The organism is Oceanomicrobium pacificus (assembly GCF_009833495.1).
Lineage (GTDB): Bacteria > Pseudomonadota > Alphaproteobacteria > Rhodobacterales > Rhodobacteraceae > Oceanomicrobium > Oceanomicrobium pacificus.
On record NZ_WUWG01000003.1, the window covers coordinates 574,986 to 591,943 of the forward strand.

Below are 16,958 nucleotides of genomic sequence, written 5' to 3' on the forward strand. Positions count from 1 at the left end.
CAGGGTTGGAATCTGCCGCGCAGGCGGGCTAGGTTCCGCCAGCCCTGCAAGGAGAGACGGTGTGAGCGAGACTGATTCCTTTATCGACGAGGTCAGCGAAGAGGTGCGGCGCGAGCGGCTTTACGGCCTGATGCGCAAATATGGCTGGATTCCGATCCTGCTGGTGCTGCTGATCGTCGGCGGGGCAGCCTATAACGAATGGCGCAAGGCATCGATCCAGAGCGCGGCCGAAGCCACCGGCGACGCCATGCTGGTCGCCATCGTGGCCGAGGATGCAGCCGCACAGGCCGATGCTTTTGCCGGTATCGCGGCCGAGGGTGGCCCGGCGGCGATCATTGCCCGCCATCAGGAAGCCGCGGCGCGCATCCAGGCGGATGACTTGACGACAGCCACGGTTCTGCTGACCGCACTGGCCGAAGATGCGGAGGCGCCGGTCATCTATCAGGATCTGGCGCTCTTCAAGCTGGTGCTGATCGACGGGGAAGACATGGATCCGGCCTATCGCGATGCGGCCTTCGACCGGCTGACCGGACCGGACAGCGCCTTCCGCCTGCTCGCCATGGAACAGCGTGCGGCTTTCAACGCCGCCGAAGGCGACACGGACGCAGCGCTTGCGGAACTGGCCCTGATCCTTGATGATCCGCAGACCACCAACGGCCTGCGTTCGCGGGCCCAACAGATGATCATCGCTCTGGGCGGCAGTCTCCCCGAGACAGGTTTGCCCGAAACCAGTGACGGCTAAGGAACCGAGGGGAACCGGCATGGGGCGACAGAAGAGCCTTTGGCGTCTTGCGGCCGGCCTGTGCATGGCCGCACTCGTGGCCGGCTGTGCCGAACGCGAACCGCGTCTGCCCGGCGAGCGCCAGTCGATCCGTCCGGCCGACACCGCGGACGGAGAGACGCGCAGCGTCGGGATTTCCTTGCCATCGCAGCGGGCGAATGCCAGTTGGACCCATGTCAATGGCAGCCCCAGCCACACGATCACCCATCCCGCGCTGAGCGCATCGCCCCAGCAGGTCTGGTCGGTCGATATCGGCACCGGCAGTTCCAAACGCACCCGCCTGATCACCACGCCCGTCGTGGCCGACGGCCGGATTTTCGTGATGGATGCGGCGGGCCAGATCACGGCCGTCAGCCGGAACGGGCAGCTGCTCTGGACGATCAACGCAACCCCGGCCGGAGAGGATCCGATCGCCGGTTTCGGCGGCGGCTTTGCCTATGCAAACGGCCGGCTCTTCGCGACGACCGGTTTCGGGCAGGTTCTGGCGATCAACCCGGCCTCGGGCGCCGTGGTCTGGCGCCAGCAGCTCGATGCACCGGTGCGCAGTGCGCCGGTCGCGGCAAATGGCGTCGTCATCGCCGTGTCGCGCGATGATGTGGCCCATGCGCTCGATCAGGGTGACGGCCGCGTGGAATGGATCGTGCCGGGTGCCGTCGGCGGTGCGGGCCTGGTCGGCGGGTCGAGCCCCGCCGTGCGCGGGCCGCTTGTCGTGCTGCCCTACAGTTCCGGCGAACTGGTGGCGGCGCTGACCCGCAACGGGCTGCAGGTGTGGAACAACGAAGTGTCCGGCGCGCGGCGCGGGCTTGTCCGCGGGCTTGTGGGCGACATTTCCTCCGATCCAGTCATCAATTTCGATACGGTCTATGCGGCCAACCAGGCGGGGCAGCTTGTCTCCATCAATCGCCGGTCGGGCCGCACCAACTGGGCCATCACCGAGGGGGCGATGGGGCCGGTCTGGCCGGTCGGCGGCTCGATCTTCTTCATCTCCGACGAGGCCGAGTTCATCCGCGCGAGCGCCGCGACCGGCGACCGGATCTTCACCACCCGGATGACCGAATATTTCGACAGCAGGAAACGCAACCGCGCGGTGACCTATTTCGGCCCGGTTCTGGCCGGTGGTCGGTTCTGGATCGCGGCTTCCGACGGTGTCCTGCGCGGCTTCAGCCCGGCCAACGGCGCGCTCAACGCCCAGCTGCCGGTGCCCGGCGGTGCGGCCACCGCGCCGGTGGTGGCGGGCGGGCTGATGTTCGTCGTCTCCGCAGACGGTCAATTGATCGCTTTCCAATAGGGTCGGAACAGGCTATGTGAGCCGCTTTCGCGGCCGGATCCGGCCCAACAACAGAGGCTTTCAGGTTCCCATGTCTTTCACACTGGCCATTGTCGGACGCCCCAATGTCGGGAAATCGACCCTGTTCAACCGTCTTGTCGGGCGGCGGCTGGCGCTGGTCGACGACCAGCCCGGTGTGACCCGCGACCTGCGCGAAGGCGCGGGCCGGATCGGAGCGATGAAATTCACCGTGATCGACACGGCCGGGCTGGAAATGGCCAAGGACGAGAGCCTGCAGGGCCGGATGCGGGCGCTGACCGAACGAGCCGTTGCCATGGCCGATGTGTGCCTCTTCCTTGTCGACGCGCGTGCCGGTGTGACCCCGGCGGACGAATATTTCGCCGAGATCCTGCGCAAGGCCAATGCCCGCGTGATCCTTGCCGCCAACAAGGCCGAAGGCCGCGCAGGCGAGGCCGGTGTCTATGATGCCTATGCGCTGGGGCTGGGCGAGCCGATTGCGCTGTCTGCAGAACATGGCGAGGGTCTGGGGGACCTGCACCGTGCGCTGGAGCCTTTCGCGCTCGAATTTGCCGACCGCGCGGTGGAACCCGAGACCGAGATCATCCTTGACGATGAGGAGGATTTCGACCCGGACGCGCAGGTGTCCCGCGACCCGAAGAAGCCGATCCAGATCGCGGTCGTCGGTCGCCCCAATGCCGGAAAATCGACCCTTATCAACAAGATCATCGGAGAAGACCGGCTTTTGACCGGACCCGAGGCCGGGATCACGCGCGACAGCATTTCCGTCAACACCGACTGGAACGGGCAGGCCTTCCGGATCTTCGACACGGCGGGCATGCGCAAGAAGGCCAAGGTGCAGGAGAAGCTTGAAAAACTCTCGGTTGCCGACGGTCTGCGCGCGGTCAAGTTTGCCGAGGTGGTGGTCGTTCTGCTCGACGTTCAGGTGCCCTTCGAGCAGCAGGATCTACGCATCGCCGATCTCGCCGAACGCGAGGGGCGGGCGGTCGTGATCGCGGTCAACAAATGGGATCTCGAGGACGAGAAGCAGGAAAAGCTGCGCTCTCTGCGCGAGCAGTTCGAGCGGCTGCTGCCGCAATTGCGGGGCGCGCCGATGGTCTATGTGTCGGCGATGACCGGCAAAGGGCTCGACAAGCTGCAGGAGGCCATACTGTCCGCCCATGATGTGTGGAACCGCCGCGTGCCGACCTCGCAGCTGAACCGCTGGCTCGCCGATCAGGTCGCGGCCCATCCGCCGCCCGCGCCGAGCGGCCGCCGTATCCGCATGCGCTACATGACGCAGGCCAAGACCCGGCCGCCGACATTCGTCGTCTTCACCTCGATTCCGGATGAAGTGCCTAAAAGCTACAACCGCTTTCTGGTCAACGGGTTGCGGCGCGACTTTGACATGCCGGGAACGCCGATCCGGCTGTTCCTGCGCGGCGGCAAGAACCCCTATGAGGCGAAGGCCAAGAAGCGCAAGATTCACTGACGGGCGCGACAGCGCCCGCAACGTTGCCGATCGGTTTGACAGGTATCAGAGAAGCGTGATCAGCCGCACGGCTTCCGTTGACGGGTCGGTCAGACGCGCGCGATCCTCGCCCGGATGGAAGCGCGCGCGCAGAGCGGTCGGCATCGGTTCCGGCTCGAAGGTCAGCACATCGGGGCCGATCTTGTCATTTTCCGCTGCATAGGCATCGATGACCGCCCGCGCGGCGGCTTTCGACATGCCATAGGCGGTGTGGAACTTGCCCCGCGCGGCATCGTGGGTGACGAAAAGCGCTTTTGATCCATCCCGCGCCCGCAGAAGCGGGTCGGTCATGGTGATGAGCCGCTGTGTCGCGCGCCCGTTGACCGCCCAGCAGCGGTCGAGATCCTTGTCGCCCACATGGCCCACGGGCGCGAGCGGCGCGGCATGGGCGGCAGCGTGCACGAGCAGGTCGAGCCCGCCCCAGCGGTCGTGAATGGCCTTGCCCATCCGCTGCAATCCACCTTCGTCGGTCAGGTCGAGGGGCAGGAGTGTGGCCTGGCCACCGGCGCCTTTGATCTCGTCGTCCAGTTCTTCCAGACCGCCTACCGTGCGCGCGAGCGCAATCACATGCGCGCCTTTTGCGCCCAGGTCCCGCGCCACCGCATAGCCGAGCCCGCGCGACGCACCCGTGACCAGCGCCACCTTGCCGTTGAAATCACGCATCAGGCCGGTTCCTTGACCTTGAAACCCTTGTCGATCATGTCGGTCGGCTTGACCGGATAATCGCCGGAGAAACAGGCGTCGCAGAATTGCGGATCAGCCGAGTCGCGGCCGCCTTTCTGGCCGCAGGCCCGGTAGAGCCCGTCGAGCGACACGAATTTGAGGCTGTCGACGCCAAGGTGGGCGCGCATCTCGTCCTCGGTCATGGTGGAGGCGAGGAGCTTGTCCTTCTCCGGCGTGTCGACCCCGTAGAAACAGGGCCACATGGTCGGCGGGGAGGCGATGCGGAAATGCACCTCGCGCGCACCGGCATCGAGGATCATGTCCTTGATCTTGCGGCTGGTGGTCCCGCGCACGACCGAGTCATCCACAAGGATCACCCGCTTGCCCTTGATCAGCGCACGGTTGACGTTCAGCTTCAGCCGCACGCCCATATTGCGGATCTGCTCGGTCGGCTCGATGAAGGTCCGGCCCATATACTGGTTGCGGATGATGCCCATTGCATAGGGAATGCCGCTTTCCTGGCTGTAGCCGATGGCCGCTGGTGTGCCGCTGTCGGGCACCGGGCAGACAAGGTCCGCCTCGACCGGGTTTTCCTTCGCCAGTTCAACGCCGATGCGGCGGCGCGTCTCGTAGACCGAATGGCCGCCGATCACGCTGTCGGGGCGCGAGAAATAGACATATTCGAAGATACAGAAGCGCGGCTTGATCGGGTGGAACGGGTGGAAACTTTCCACCCCCTGGGCGGTGCAGATCACCATCTCGCCCGGTTCGATCTCGCGCACGAATTCCGCGCCGATGATATCGAGCGCGCAGGTCTCCGACGACAGGACCCAGCCATCGCCGAGTTTGCCCAGCATCAGCGGGCGCACGCCGCGCGGGTCACGCACGCCGATCAGCTTGGAACGGGTCATGGCGACGACCGAGAAAGCGCCTTCGACGCGGCGCAGCGCGTCCTTGATCCGCTCGGAGATGTTGTTCTGGATGGAGCGCGCCATCAGGTGAATGATGCATTCCGTGTCCGACGAGGACTGGAAGATCGACCCGCGCTCGATCAGTTCCTGCTTCAGGCTGTCGGCATTTGTCAGGTTGCCATTGTGCGCGATGGCGCACCCGCCGACGGAAAATTCCGCGAAGAGTGGCTGCACGTCGCGGATCGCAGTCTGGCCCTTGGAGCCGGATGTGGAGTAGCGGACATGCCCGATCGCAAGCTGGCCGGGCAGGCTGTCCATCAGCGAGGCTTTGGTGAAATTGTCGCGCACATAGCCGAAACGGCGGGCGGAGTTGAAACCGACGTCCGGATCGTAGCTGACGATGCCGCCCGCTTCCTGTCCGCGATGCTGGAGCGCATGGAGCCCGAGGGCCACGAAATTGGCTGCATCCTGCACGCCGACGACACCGAAGATGCCGCATTCCTCGTGCAACTTGTCATCGTCGAACGGGTGGGCGGGAAGCGCGCGATCGGCGTCTGGCATGGAGTGCCTCATAGCTCAGGTCTTCGTGCCGCGCTTATAGATGGCGCGGCCCCCGGTGTCACCCGCCAGATTGCGGTTTTGTGACGCGCCGGATGCGGTCCGGCGCGTCCCATGGATCAGGCGTCCGTTTCGGTGGTTTCCGGCTCGCCGCATCCGGCGACCAGAACGCCGTAACGCTCTTCCAGCCAGGTTGGTGCGTCTTCCGGGATGCTCTCGTTCAGTGTTGCCTGAAGCGAGGCGAAAATCTCTTTCGAGCGGCTGTCTTCGACCTGCGGGATGCCGTCGCCGGCGGACAGGAAATTCTCGTAGAGCAGCAGCCCGATGGCGACCAGAAGCGCGCCGCGCGCCACACCGAAAAGCAGGCCGAAGCCGCGGTCGATGGAGCCAAGCGCGGAGTTCTGCACCGCGCCCGACAGGAGCGGGGTGAAGATCGAAATCAGCACCAGCGCGACGGCAAAGACCACCGCGAAGGCCGCGAAGATTGACAGTTGGCAGGATTCGGCGATGAAATCCCGCAGGAAGGGGATCTCGCGCACGAACGGTTCGGCCATGGGTGCGAAGAAATAGGCTGCAATAGCGGCCCCGACCCAACCGGCAATGGACAGCAACTCCCGAACCAGACCACGTGAAAACGCCAACAGGGCAGAAATTGCCACGATCAGCAGCACCACGCCGTCGACTATCGTGAAACCTTCCATGCGTCCCTCATTCCTTATTCTGGCTGTTCATGTTTCCGAAACACCGTTCGATGAAACTGGCCAGATCGTTTGTTTGTTCAATCCGCATATCGGATTCGGACAGCGATTTCATCCGCAAAGGCGCAAAAGCGGTTGAAAAACCCAGTTTTTCGGCTTCCCGAAGCCGTGTATCGGCCTGCGCGATCGGCCGAAGCCCACCGGACAGGCTGATTTCACCGCAAAAGACGGTGTCTGCGGGCAGGGGGTGATCCTCCCGCGCGGAGATCAGCGCCGCACTTACCGCCAGATCGGCGGCGGGCTCTGTGACCTTCAGGCCACCCGCGACGTTGAGGTAGACATCGCAGCCGCCGAAACCGATGCCGCAGCGTGCCTCGAGCACCGCAAGGATCATGGCCAGCCGTCCGCTGTCGACGCCGACAACTGTCCGGCGCGGTGTCGCGAGCGGCGAGGGCGCGACGAGCGCCTGTATCTCCACAAGCACGGGCCGCGTGCCCTCGATCCCGGCAAAGACGGCCGAGCCGGACGTGACCGTGTCGCGCTCCGCAAGAAACAGGGCCGACGGGTTCCCGACCTGCGCCAGCCCGCCGCCCGTCATCTCGAACACGCCGATCTCGTCAGCCGGGCCGAACCGGTTCTTCACCGCGCGCAGAATGCGGAACTGGTGGCCGCGCTCGCCCTCGAAATAGAGGACCGTGTCGACCATATGTTCCACGACGCGCGGTCCGGCGATCTGGCCGTCCTTGGTGACATGGCCCACAAGGATGATCGAGACGTTCCGCTTCTTGGCGAACTGGGTCAGCTCATGCGCTGCGGCGCGAACCTGGCTCACCGATCCGGGGGCGCTGTCCACATGGTCGGCCCACATGGTCTGGATCGAATCGATAATGGCAAGCGCGGGCCGTTCCTCGTCCAGCATGGTCAGGATGTCGCGCAGATTGGTTTCTGCCGCCAGTTTCATCGGCGCGTCCGCGAGGCCGAGCCGCTGGCCGCGCATGCGCACCTGTGCGGCCGCTTCCTCGCCCGAGACATAGACGACCCTGTTGCCCGCCCGCGCGAAGGCCGCCGCGGCCTGCAAGAGGATCGTCGATTTGCCGATGCCGGGATCGCCGCCGAGCAGGATGGCCGAGGCTGGAACCAGCCCGCCGCCGAGCACACGGTCGAACTCCTCCATGCCCGAGCGGGACCGCGGCAGCGGCGCATCGTCTGCGGACAGATCGCTCAGCGCGACGCGGTTGCCCCTTTGGGCGCCCAGCGTCTTCTTGGCAGGGCCGGCCGCGAGCGGGGCCTCTTCCTCGATGGTGTTCCATTCGCCACAGGCGTCGCACCGGCCCGCCCATTTGGAATAGCGGGCGTTGCAGTTGGAGCAGACGAAGAGTTTCTGGGCTTTGGCCATATGGGCGATCCTGATCCGTCAGAGCGCCCAACCGAACACGAGCGCCAGCGCGAAGGCAAGCTGCATCGCCGGGAAAGCGCGGTTCCAGCCCCGCTCCAGCCAGAGCGCGACAAGCGCCACGGGCGCGAGAAGCGCGGCGCAGATACGGCCGAGCGAGAAAGCCTCCACCCCCAGCGCCGCCATGATCGCAAGTGTCAAAAGAGCGGCAACACCGTGGGCGATCCGCAACCCGCCGCGCTGCCGCCAGGTTTGAAGTCCGGACCAGAGGAAGGCGCAGAAAACGCCCATCGCGATGACGAGCCCGAAGAGCAGGTTGAAAAGCGTCATCGCCGCACCTGCCGCATGGTGGCAAAGGTGAGCAGGATCGATGCCAGCACACAGGCCGTGAACAGGTAGAGGCCCCAGCCCGGTTCCACCCGCCCGACACCGACGCCCTTGGCCAGCACGATATAGACCGCGATCAGGAACATGTCCGCCATCGAGAGTTTGCCGAGAAGCGCCAGAAGCGGCAATGCGCGGCGTGTCAGCAGCCGGAAATGCACGCCGGACAGCATCAGTGTCTTCAGGATCGGAAACACCAGCGCGAAAGCGGCGACGATCACCGCCAGCGCCACGTCACTCTGCCAGAGCGTGCGCAAGCCCGACAGCACCGTGATCTGCGACGTGCCGAAAAAGGGCAGCAGCCCGGCATGGGCGAGCGGTGCGATCCAGGCGAGCGGAAACAGGACCAGAAGGGCGAGATTGCCCCATTTGAGGATCACCGGACCGCCTCGATCGGCCCTTCGGCACGGCCATGCAGGAACTGGTCCATGTAGGGGTCGCCGCTGGTCTCGATCTGGTCGACGGGTCCGGTCCAGCGGATCTTGCCGTCATGCAGCATCGCGACCTTGTCGGCGATGGCGCGGACCGAACTCATGTCATGGGTGATCGTCATGGCCGTGGCGCCCATTTCCACCACGATCTCGCGGATCAGTTCGTTGATGACGCCCGACATGATCGGATCGAGCCCGGTGGTCGGCTCGTCGAAGAAGATGATTTCCGGCTCGGCGGCAATCGCGCGGGCCAGCCCGACACGCTTCTGCATCCCGCCGGACAGTTCCGCTGGGAAAAGGTCGGCCACATCCGCTTTCAGCCCGACGCGACGCAGCTTTTCGATCGCCAGATCGCGTGCGTCGGATTTCGACAGGCGGTCGCGGCCCTGCCGCAGTCGGAAGGCGACATTCTGCCAGACCGGCAGACTGTCGAAGAGCGCGCCGCCCTGGAAAAGCATTCCGAAGCGGGACAGGAAATCGTCGCGGCGGGTCCGGCCAACCGCGACCCCGTCGATCTCGATCGTGCCGCCATCATGGGGAATGATCCCGAGCACGGTTTTCAGCGCCACCGACTTGCCGGTGCCCGAGCCGCCGATGATGACCATGCTTTCGCCGACCGGAATGTCGAGCGTGACGCCACGCAGCACCTCTTTGGGGCCGAAGCTCTTGGTCACCTCGCGAAAGGCGATACGGGGGGGAGGGGTGCCGGTCATGTCGAGAAGAACAGTTCTGTCAGCGCGTAATTGCAGGCGAGGATCAGCACGGAGGCCGAGACGACGGCGTTCGTCGTCGCCCGACCGACGCCCTGCGCGCCACGGCCGGAACTGTAGCCGTGGTAGCAGCCCATCAGCGCGACGATGAAGCCGAAGACGGCGGCTTTCACCAGCCCCGACCAGATGTCGATCGGCTGCAGGAAGTCGATCGTGTTCTGGATATAGGTCGCGCCGGAAAAGTTCAGCCGGTAGATGCCGACCGCCCAGCCGCCCATGATCCCGATCACGTCACCCACGGCGACAAGGATCGGCATGCAGAGCGTGGCGGCCAGAATGCGCGGCGCGACGAGATATTTCATCGGGTTGGTCGACAGGGTGGTCAGCGCGTCAATCTGTTCGGTCACCCGCATCGTGCCCATTTCCGCCGCGATGGAGGAGGAGACACGACCGGCCACCATCAGCCCGCCGAGCACGGGGCCAAGCTCACGCACCATGCCGATCGCGACGATGGCAGGCACCACGCTTTCGGCATTGAACCGCGCACCGCCGGCATAGATCTGGAGCGCGAGCGCCCCGCCGGTGAACAAAGCCGTCATGCCTACGACGGGCAGGGAGTAATAGCCGATCCGCATCACCTGATGGAGGAATTCCACAGGGTAGAAGGGCGGGCGCACCATATGGCTGATGGCGATGGCGGCGAAAATCACCACACGGCCGACGGCGGCGCAAATGCCGATCACCGACCGCCCGATGGCGGCAAGAAAATTGTCGATCTGGGTCAAGGCCTGCATGCGGGGTCAGTTCTCCGACGCTTTGCGTCTCTTGTAGACACGTTCGTAGCGGTCGCCAAGGCTCGTCAGGATTTCATAGCCGATGGTGCCGGCCGCACGTGCCAGATCGTCGACCGTCTGTTGCGGGCCGAGGATATCGAGCTTGTCAGGTGCATCTGGTAGGCCGGTCACATCGACGGTGATCAGGTCCATCGACACACGGCCGGCAATCGGGCAGGGCGTCGCCCCGTGGTAGAGCGCCATGCCGGGTGCGAGGTGGCGCATCAGCCCGTCCGCATAGCCTGCGGCAACGGTCGCGATCCGGCGCGGCCCTTCGGCCACCCAGTCGGCGCCGTAGCCGACGGCCTCGCCGGCCTCGACGGTGCGAGTCTGGATCACCGGCACACTGAGCGTGACAACCGGTGCGGCACCGGCAAAGGGAAGCCCGCCATACAGCCCGATACCGGGGCGGACCATCTGGTGGTGGAAGTCCGGGCCAAGGAGTGTGCCGCCGGTTGCCGCGAGGCTGCATGGCACGCTCATGTCCTGCACCATTTCCGCGAAACAGTCGCGCTGGCGGCGGTTCATGTCATGGTCCGGTGCGTCGGCACAGGCCAGATGGCTCATGATGAGGGCGGGCATCGCATCGAGTTGGTCCCGCGCGGCTTTCCAGTCAGCCGGTTCCAGGCCGAGCCGGTTCATGCCGCTGTCAAGCTGGATGCCGAACGCAGTGCCGGGCATTTCGGATTTGAAATCGGATAGTTGCTGCAGGGAGTTGAGAAGCGGGACAAGCCCGTTTGCTGTCAGGAGCGGTGCATCTCCCGGCATCAGTCCGGAAAAGACGAAGATCCGTGGCCCGTCGCCGAGCGCGCGCCGCACCGCCACCCCTTCCTCTGCCAGTGCCACGAAAAAGCTGCGGGCACCGGCCGCTTCAAGGACCGGCGCGACCGCGTCCACACCGAGCCCGTAGGCATTGGCCTTCACCACGGCGGCAGTTTCCACCTCCGGCGCCGACAGTGCATCGAGCGTGCGCCAGTTGGCCGCGATGGCATCAAGATCGATCGTCAGTCGGGCCCGCGCCATTCCATCACCTGTCGTTCGCCGGGGTCTTCAATTGGCCGACACAGGGTCACAGGCGCCGGGCGCGGTCAAGGGCGAAAGCCGCCTATTTCTTATTCATCATACGCATCGCCATGGACACGCCGGACATGACCATTTGCGGGGTGATGAGCGAAGAAGGGTTCTGAACCACGCCCTTCACATCGTCGCGGATCGACAGGACTTCTGCGCGGAGCTGGTTCACCTCTTCGACCATCAGGTCGATATCGGCTTCCACGGCGGCCATTGCCATGTCTCGCACTTCGCGCGCAGGCTCCAGCGCCTGCGGATCGGCGGCACGGCTCGCAGCCCAGAGCAGGATCGCGGCGATGGCGAAGTCGATGAAAGCCATGCCGATCGCCGCACCGGGTGGCCCCCAGATGTCGCGCAGCCAGTAGAAGCCCGCCATGTTGAGCATCACCAGTCCGAAGAAACCGACGAGCAGGGCCACGGCGGTCAGCGCGATGCTGCGCGCCATGGCCTTGGCCATATAGTTGAGGATGATCGACTGGCTGCGCCAGAGCAGGGTCAGGTTGCGACTGATCATGGTGTGTCCTCCTCAGCGGCCGAGCGCGTGGCCGATAATGACGCCAACGGCGAGCGCGCCGAGAAATGACAATTTGGGATTGTCGGCAATCGCGCCCTCCACCTCGTCGAGCATCTCCTGCAGGGGGATGTCGGCGATCACCTCCTCGACGGCGTTGAGGAACGGATCTCCGGAGGGCGCGGCAGACGCGGACGCAGCAGGCGCGGGGGATGCGACCGTGTCCTCGACCGCCGTCTGGACCGCGCGGGTTGCTTCCAGTTCGGCCTTCAGATGTTTCAGTTCCGCTTCGAGTTCGGCTTTGGTCGGCATCGCTGCTCCTCCGGTTGGGCGGCATCTCCGTCTTGCGTGCAAGCTTCCCACAGGGGGGCCAATCGGGCAAGCGGCGGAAAGCGCGGGCTTTTTCAGCCTGCAAACGTCCAGCGTGACGCTTTTGTTCCGCAAGTGGCCACACGAATCGTCCAAAAGCGACATCGAATCACGGGTTGACGTCGCTTTCGGCCAACATAGGCGGTCGATTTGGGATCGAATTGCAATCCCGGACCAGTTGTTGTTACGCTGCGGCCACACCCGATCGGCCCCGGCCGAAACAGTAGAATTTATTGGAGATGGTTGGTGCTAGACCAGACGTCCGACGATGCATTCGTCGCTTTTGACCGCGTTCAGAAAAGTTACGATGGCGAGACTCTGGTCGTCAAAGACCTCAACCTCAGGATTGGCAAGGGCGAGTTCCTGACCATGCTCGGGCCGTCCGGCTCGGGCAAGACGACCTGCCTGATGATGCTGGCCGGGTTCGAGACGGCGACCCATGGCGACATCCTGCTCGACGGCAAGCCGATCAACAATATCCCGCCGCACAAGCGCGGCATCGGGATGGTGTTCCAGAATTACGCGCTCTTCCCGCACATGACGGTGGGCGAAAACCTCGCTTTTCCGCTGGAAGTGCGCGGGCTTGGCAAGTCCGAGCGCGAGGAAAAGGTGATGGGCGCGCTCGACATGGTCCAGATGGGCGAGTTTGCCGGCCGGCGTCCGGCGCAGCTCTCCGGCGGCCAGCAGCAGCGGATCGCGCTGGCTCGCGCGCTGGTCTTCGAGCCGGAACTGGTGCTGATGGACGAACCGCTCGGCGCGCTCGACAAACAGCTGCGCGAACATATGCAGTTTGAAATCAAGCACTTGCACGAAAGACTTGGTGTAACCGTTGTTTATGTGACCCATGACCAGTCCGAGGCGCTGACCATGTCGGACCGCGTCGCCGTTTTTGACGACGGGCGGATCCAGCAATTGGCACCGCCCGATGTGCTCTACGAACAGCCGGAAAACGCATTCGTCGCCCAGTTCATTGGCGAGAACAACAAGCTGAACGGCACCGTGACGGCGCGGGCGGATTCGACCGTGACCGTGGACCTGCCGAACGGCCTGACCGTGGACGCGCTCGCGGTCAATTGCGGGGATGTCGGCGCGGCCACGACCCTGTCGCTGCGCCCCGAACGCGTGTTCCTTGACCAGTCGGCGCCGAACCGCACCACCGGTCATGTGCAGGAACTGATCTATCTCGGCGACCATATCCGCTGCCGCATGTCGGTCGCGGGCAATGACGAATTCGTCGTGAAAGTGCCCAATGCCGCCGGTCACCGCCACCTGAAGGTGGGCGAGACGACCGATGTGAGCTGGCACACCGAAGATTGCCGGGCGCTCGACGCGAGCTGACCGGCCGGGCCTGCCCGAAGGTCCTTGGGGCAGGCTGATTGAGAAGGACCACAACAGGAGAAAATGGGAATGACTTTGAAAAAGATCATGATCGGAACCGCCAGCTGTGTCGCTTTGACGGCGGGTGCGGCTTCGGCCACGGATATGACGATCGTGTCCTGGGGCGGCGCCTATTCCGCGTCGCAGCAGGCGGCCTACCACGACCCGTACATGGAAGCGAACCCGGACGTGAACATCATCAATGATGAAAGTTCCGCCGAGGCCGTGGCCAAGCTGCGCGCGATGAACGAAGCCGGCAACATCACCTGGGACGTGGTGGACGTGGTGGCATCGGACGCCATCCGGCTCTGCGACGAAGGCCTGGCGCTGGAAATCGACGCCGACACGCAGCTTGCACCGGCACCCGACGGCACATCCGCGTCCGAGGATTTCGGCGACCTTCTGGTGAGCGACTGCTTCATCCCGCAGATCGTCTATTCCACGACATTCGGCTATCGCACCGACATGGTGGGCGACACCCCGCCGACCACGGTTTGCGACGTGTTCGATACCGAAACCTATCCGGGCAAGCGGTCGCTCGAGAAGCGCCCGATCAACAACCTGGAATGGGCACTGCTCTGCGACGGTGTGGCCAAGGAAGACGTCTATGACGTGCTGGAGACCGAAGAAGGTCAGGCACAGGCGTTCGCCAAGCTCGACACGATCAAGGATGACGTCATCTGGTGGTCGGCCGGTGCCGAAACCCCGCAGCTGCTCGCCGATGGCGAAGTGGTCATGGGCTCCACCTATAACGGCCGTCTCTTCGCGCTGATCGAGGAGCAGAAACAGCCGGTTGCGATGCTCTGGGACGCACAGGTCTTCGATCTGGACGGCTGGATCATCCCCGCCGGTCTGCCTGAGGATCGCCAGCAGGCGGCTCTGGACTACATCTATTTCGCCACCGACACGCAGCGTCTTGCGGATCAGGCGAAATACATCTCCTACGGTCCGGCCCGTGCTTCCTCGGCACCGCTCGTCGGCCAGCATGCGGAACTGGGCATCGACATGGCGCCGCATATGCCGACCGATCCGGAAAACGCCAAGAACACCTTCCTCTATAACTACGAGTGGTGGGCGGATTACCGCGACGACCTGGACGCCAAGTTCCAGGCATGGCTTGCACAGTAAGCCTGTGTGCTTCGCGGGTGGCGCTTATCGCGCCGCCCGCACCCAAGACCGAGATTTCAGAACAGACCCAGATGTAACGGGCGGACCAGAATGACGAGTGCGACAGACGATGCGACCGGCCCCGTGCTGGCCGCCGACGGAACCCCGCTGAAGCGGAGCCTGAACCGGGCTCTGAGGCGGCAGAAGCTCCGGGCGCTGATGCTCGTCGCGCCGCTGCTGCTCTTCATCCTGATCACCTTCATCCTGCCGATCGGTGACATGCTCTTCCGCTCGGTGGAAAACCAGATCGTCTCCGAAACGCTGCCACGCACCGTGGTCGCGCTGGAGGATTGGGACGAGACGACGGGCGAATTGCCTGACGAGGCCGTGTTCGCCGCCTTCCACGAGGATATGGTGATTGCGGCCGACCAGAAGCTGCACACCCGCCTCGGGTCGCGCCTGAACTATGAAGTGAGCGGCATGTCCTCGCTCTTCCGCAAGACCGGACGCCGGGTCGACCGGATGGACACTGACCAGCCCTTCAGGGACCAGTTCATCGATGTCGACAAGGATTGGGGCGATGTGGAGACATGGTCCGCAATCAAACTGTTCTCGCCTGAATATACGCCGGGCTATTTCCTCAACTCCGTGGACCGGACGCTGACGCCCGATGGGATCGAGAAGCGGCCCGAGGACCAGCGGATCTATGTTTCGCTCTTCTGGCGCACGATGGTGCTGAGCTTCACGATCACCTTCAGCTGCCTGCTGCTCGGCTATCCCGTGGCGTTCCTTCTGTCGAACCTGCCGCTGCGCAGTTCCAACTTGCTGATGATCCTCGTGCTGTTGCCCTTCTGGACGTCACTGCTCGTGCGGACCTCTGCGTGGAAAGTGCTTCTGCAGGACCAGGGCGTCATCAACAACACGCTGGTGGCGATCGGAATATTGTCCGACGACGGGCGGCTGGCGCTGATCAACAATGCCACCGGCACGATCATCGCGATGACCCATATCCTGCTGCCTTTCATGATCCTGCCGCTCTTCTCGGTGATGAAGACCATTCCGCCGAGCTATGTGCGGGCGGCCAAATCGCTTGGCGCGACCGACTGGACGGCCTTCTGGCGGGTCTATTTCCCGCAGACCGTGCCGGGCATCGGGGCAGGGGCGATCCTCGTCTTCATTCTGGCCATCGGCTACTACATCACGCCGGAACTGGTGGGCGGCACGTCGGGGATCTTCATCTCGAACCGGATCGCCTACCACATCTCCTCGTCGCTCAACTGGGGCCTTGCGGCCGCGCTCGGCTCGACTCTGCTGGCGCTCGTGCTGGTGCTCTACTGGCTCTACGACAAGATCGTGGGCATCGATAACGTGAAACTGGGATAAACATGGCCCTTCCTTCCTATGCATCGACCGGCCAGCGTATCTGGTATTACGGGTTCCGCACGATCTGTGCGCTGATCTTCCTGTTCCTGATCGGGCCGATCCTCATCATCATTCCACTCAGCTTCAACGCGCAGGATTTCTTCACCTTCACGCCCGAGATGCTGCGCCTCGACCCGGCCGGCTACTCGCTGAAACATTATGAGGATTTCTTCACCAACCCGGACTGGCAACGCCCGTTGCGCAACAGTTTCATGATCGCGCCGATGGCGACGCTCCTGTCGGTGGGCTTCGGCACGCTTGCCGCGATCGGGCTGAGCCAGAGCCATGTGCCTTTCCGCGGTGCGATCATGGCGATCCTGATCTCGCCGATGATCGTGCCGCTGATCATCTCGGCCGCGGGCATGTTCTTCTTCTACAGCCGGATCGGACTTCAGGGCACCTATTGGGGCGTCGTGCTGGCCCATGCGGCGCTCGGCATTCCCTTCGTCATCATCACCGTGACGGCCACGCTCGTTGGGTTCGACAAGAGCCTGACGCGCGCGGCGGCGAACCTCGGCGCGGGTCCGGTGCGGACCTTCTTCAAGGTGCAGATGCCGCTCATCCTGCCGGGCGTCATTTCGGGTGGTCTTTTCGCCTTCATCACCTCGTTTGACGAGGTTGTCGTGGTGCTCTTCGTCGGTTCGGCAGGTCAGAAAACGCTGCCGTGGCAGATGTTCACCGGCCTGCGGGAACAGATCTCGCCGACGATCCTGGCCGTGGCGACGATCCTTGTGGCGATCTCGGTTCTGCTGCTGACGACGCTGGAACTGCTGCGCCGCCGGTCGGAACGGTTGCGCGGCATGAGCCCGGGCTGACCTGACAAAAAAATCGGACTGCGGAAGACCGGCCCTGCAGCCGGTCTTTTGCATTTTCGGGGCCGGTTTTGGCGGTTTGCGGCTTTGGCCCTACACTGGCGACAACCG

General features: G+C 64.2%; 18 protein-coding genes. 7 read left to right on the plus strand and 11 right to left on the minus strand.

Features of this window, described 5'->3' with window-relative positions; genetic code table 11:
• Positions 1 to 61: 61 nt before the first annotated feature.
• The 3 genes from GSH16_RS09295 to der all read left to right on the plus strand — a co-directional run bounded on the left by GSH16_RS09295 (position 62) and on the right by der (position 3,558).
• Entirely contained in the window at positions 62 to 742 is a 681-nt protein-coding gene (locus GSH16_RS09295) for a hypothetical protein (RefSeq protein ID WP_160854302.1), read from the plus strand.
• A gap of 19 nt (positions 743 to 761) precedes the next feature.
• The gene (locus tag GSH16_RS09300) at positions 762 to 2,069 is read left to right on the plus strand and encodes a PQQ-like beta-propeller repeat protein (protein WP_160854304.1); all 1,308 of its coding nucleotides are present in this window, start codon (positions 762 to 764) and stop codon (positions 2,067 to 2,069) included.
• A 70-nt stretch (positions 2,070 to 2,139) separates the two neighbouring features.
• A complete protein-coding gene (gene der, locus GSH16_RS09305) occupies positions 2,140 to 3,558 on the plus strand; it encodes a ribosome biogenesis GTPase Der (RefSeq protein ID WP_160854306.1) in 1,419 nt (472 codons plus the stop codon).
• Between the two features lie 45 nt (positions 3,559 to 3,603).
• On the opposite strand, the gene GSH16_RS09310 is transcribed toward der, so the two are convergent.
• From GSH16_RS09310 to GSH16_RS09360, 11 genes are all read right to left on the minus strand, one after another.
• Entirely contained in the window at positions 3,604 to 4,260 is a 657-nt protein-coding gene (locus tag GSH16_RS09310) for an SDR family NAD(P)-dependent oxidoreductase (RefSeq protein WP_160854308.1), read from the minus strand.
• On the minus strand, positions 4,260 to 5,732 hold the full coding sequence (gene purF, locus GSH16_RS09315; RefSeq protein WP_160854310.1) for an amidophosphoribosyltransferase: 1,473 nt from the start codon (positions 5,730 to 5,732) through the stop codon (positions 4,260 to 4,262). Before purF ends, GSH16_RS09310 begins: the two co-directional genes overlap by 1 nt.
• A gap of 116 nt (positions 5,733 to 5,848) precedes the next feature.
• Positions 5,849 to 6,430, minus strand: a complete 582-nt coding sequence (locus tag GSH16_RS09320; RefSeq protein WP_160854312.1) for a CvpA family protein — start codon at positions 6,428 to 6,430, stop codon at positions 5,849 to 5,851.
• A gap of 7 nt (positions 6,431 to 6,437) precedes the next feature.
• A complete protein-coding gene (gene radA / locus GSH16_RS09325) occupies positions 6,438 to 7,823 on the minus strand; it encodes a DNA repair protein RadA (RefSeq protein WP_160854314.1) in 1,386 nt (461 codons plus the stop codon).
• A gap of 18 nt (positions 7,824 to 7,841) precedes the next feature.
• Positions 7,842 to 8,150 carry a hypothetical protein gene (locus GSH16_RS09330; protein WP_160854316.1) on the minus strand — a complete coding sequence of 103 codons (309 nt, stop codon included), beginning with the start codon at positions 8,148 to 8,150 and terminating at the stop codon, positions 7,842 to 7,844.
• Positions 8,147 to 8,584, minus strand: coding sequence for a paraquat-inducible protein A (locus GSH16_RS09335; RefSeq protein ID WP_160854318.1), 438 nt, complete (start codon positions 8,582 to 8,584; stop codon positions 8,147 to 8,149). Before GSH16_RS09335 ends, GSH16_RS09330 begins: the two co-directional genes overlap by 4 nt.
• Positions 8,581 to 9,348, minus strand: a complete 768-nt coding sequence (locus GSH16_RS09340) for an ABC transporter ATP-binding protein (protein ID WP_160854320.1) — start codon at positions 9,346 to 9,348, stop codon at positions 8,581 to 8,583. Before GSH16_RS09340 ends, GSH16_RS09335 begins: the two co-directional genes overlap by 4 nt.
• Positions 9,345 to 10,139 (minus strand): MlaE family ABC transporter permease, encoded by a 795-nt coding sequence (locus GSH16_RS09345; RefSeq protein ID WP_160854322.1) that lies wholly within the window; start codon positions 10,137 to 10,139, stop codon positions 9,345 to 9,347. The genes GSH16_RS09340 and GSH16_RS09345 overlap by 4 nt, the downstream gene beginning before the upstream one ends.
• A 6-nt stretch (positions 10,140 to 10,145) precedes the next feature.
• On the minus strand, positions 10,146 to 11,201 hold the full coding sequence (gene alr / locus GSH16_RS09350) for an alanine racemase (RefSeq protein WP_160854324.1): 1,056 nt from the start codon (positions 11,199 to 11,201) through the stop codon (positions 10,146 to 10,148).
• 82 nt (positions 11,202 to 11,283) lie between these two features.
• Entirely contained in the window at positions 11,284 to 11,763 is a 480-nt protein-coding gene (locus GSH16_RS09355) for a hypothetical protein (RefSeq protein WP_160854326.1), read from the minus strand.
• A 12-nt stretch (positions 11,764 to 11,775) separates the two neighbouring features.
• Positions 11,776 to 12,072 (minus strand): hypothetical protein, encoded by a 297-nt coding sequence (locus tag GSH16_RS09360; protein ID WP_160854328.1) that lies wholly within the window; start codon positions 12,070 to 12,072, stop codon positions 11,776 to 11,778.
• Positions 12,073 to 12,375: 303 nt separating this feature from the next.
• On the opposite strand from GSH16_RS09360, the gene GSH16_RS09365 reads away from it, so the two are divergent.
• The 4 genes from GSH16_RS09365 to GSH16_RS09380 all read left to right on the plus strand — a co-directional run bounded on the left by GSH16_RS09365 (position 12,376) and on the right by GSH16_RS09380 (position 16,850).
• Positions 12,376 to 13,467 (plus strand): ABC transporter ATP-binding protein, encoded by a 1,092-nt coding sequence (locus GSH16_RS09365; RefSeq protein WP_160854330.1) that lies wholly within the window; start codon positions 12,376 to 12,378, stop codon positions 13,465 to 13,467.
• Between the two features lie 87 nt (positions 13,468 to 13,554).
• Complete coding sequence (locus GSH16_RS09370; protein WP_235913146.1) at positions 13,555 to 14,634, plus strand: extracellular solute-binding protein; 1,080 nt, start codon at positions 13,555 to 13,557, stop codon at positions 14,632 to 14,634.
• A gap of 90 nt (positions 14,635 to 14,724) precedes the next feature.
• A complete protein-coding gene (locus GSH16_RS09375; RefSeq protein ID WP_160854334.1) occupies positions 14,725 to 15,996 on the plus strand; it encodes an ABC transporter permease in 1,272 nt (423 codons plus the stop codon).
• Positions 15,997 to 15,998: 2 nt separating this feature from the next.
• On the plus strand, positions 15,999 to 16,850 hold the full coding sequence (locus tag GSH16_RS09380) for an ABC transporter permease (protein WP_160854336.1): 852 nt from the start codon (positions 15,999 to 16,001) through the stop codon (positions 16,848 to 16,850).
• The last annotated feature ends 108 nt before the right edge of the window (positions 16,851 to 16,958 follow it).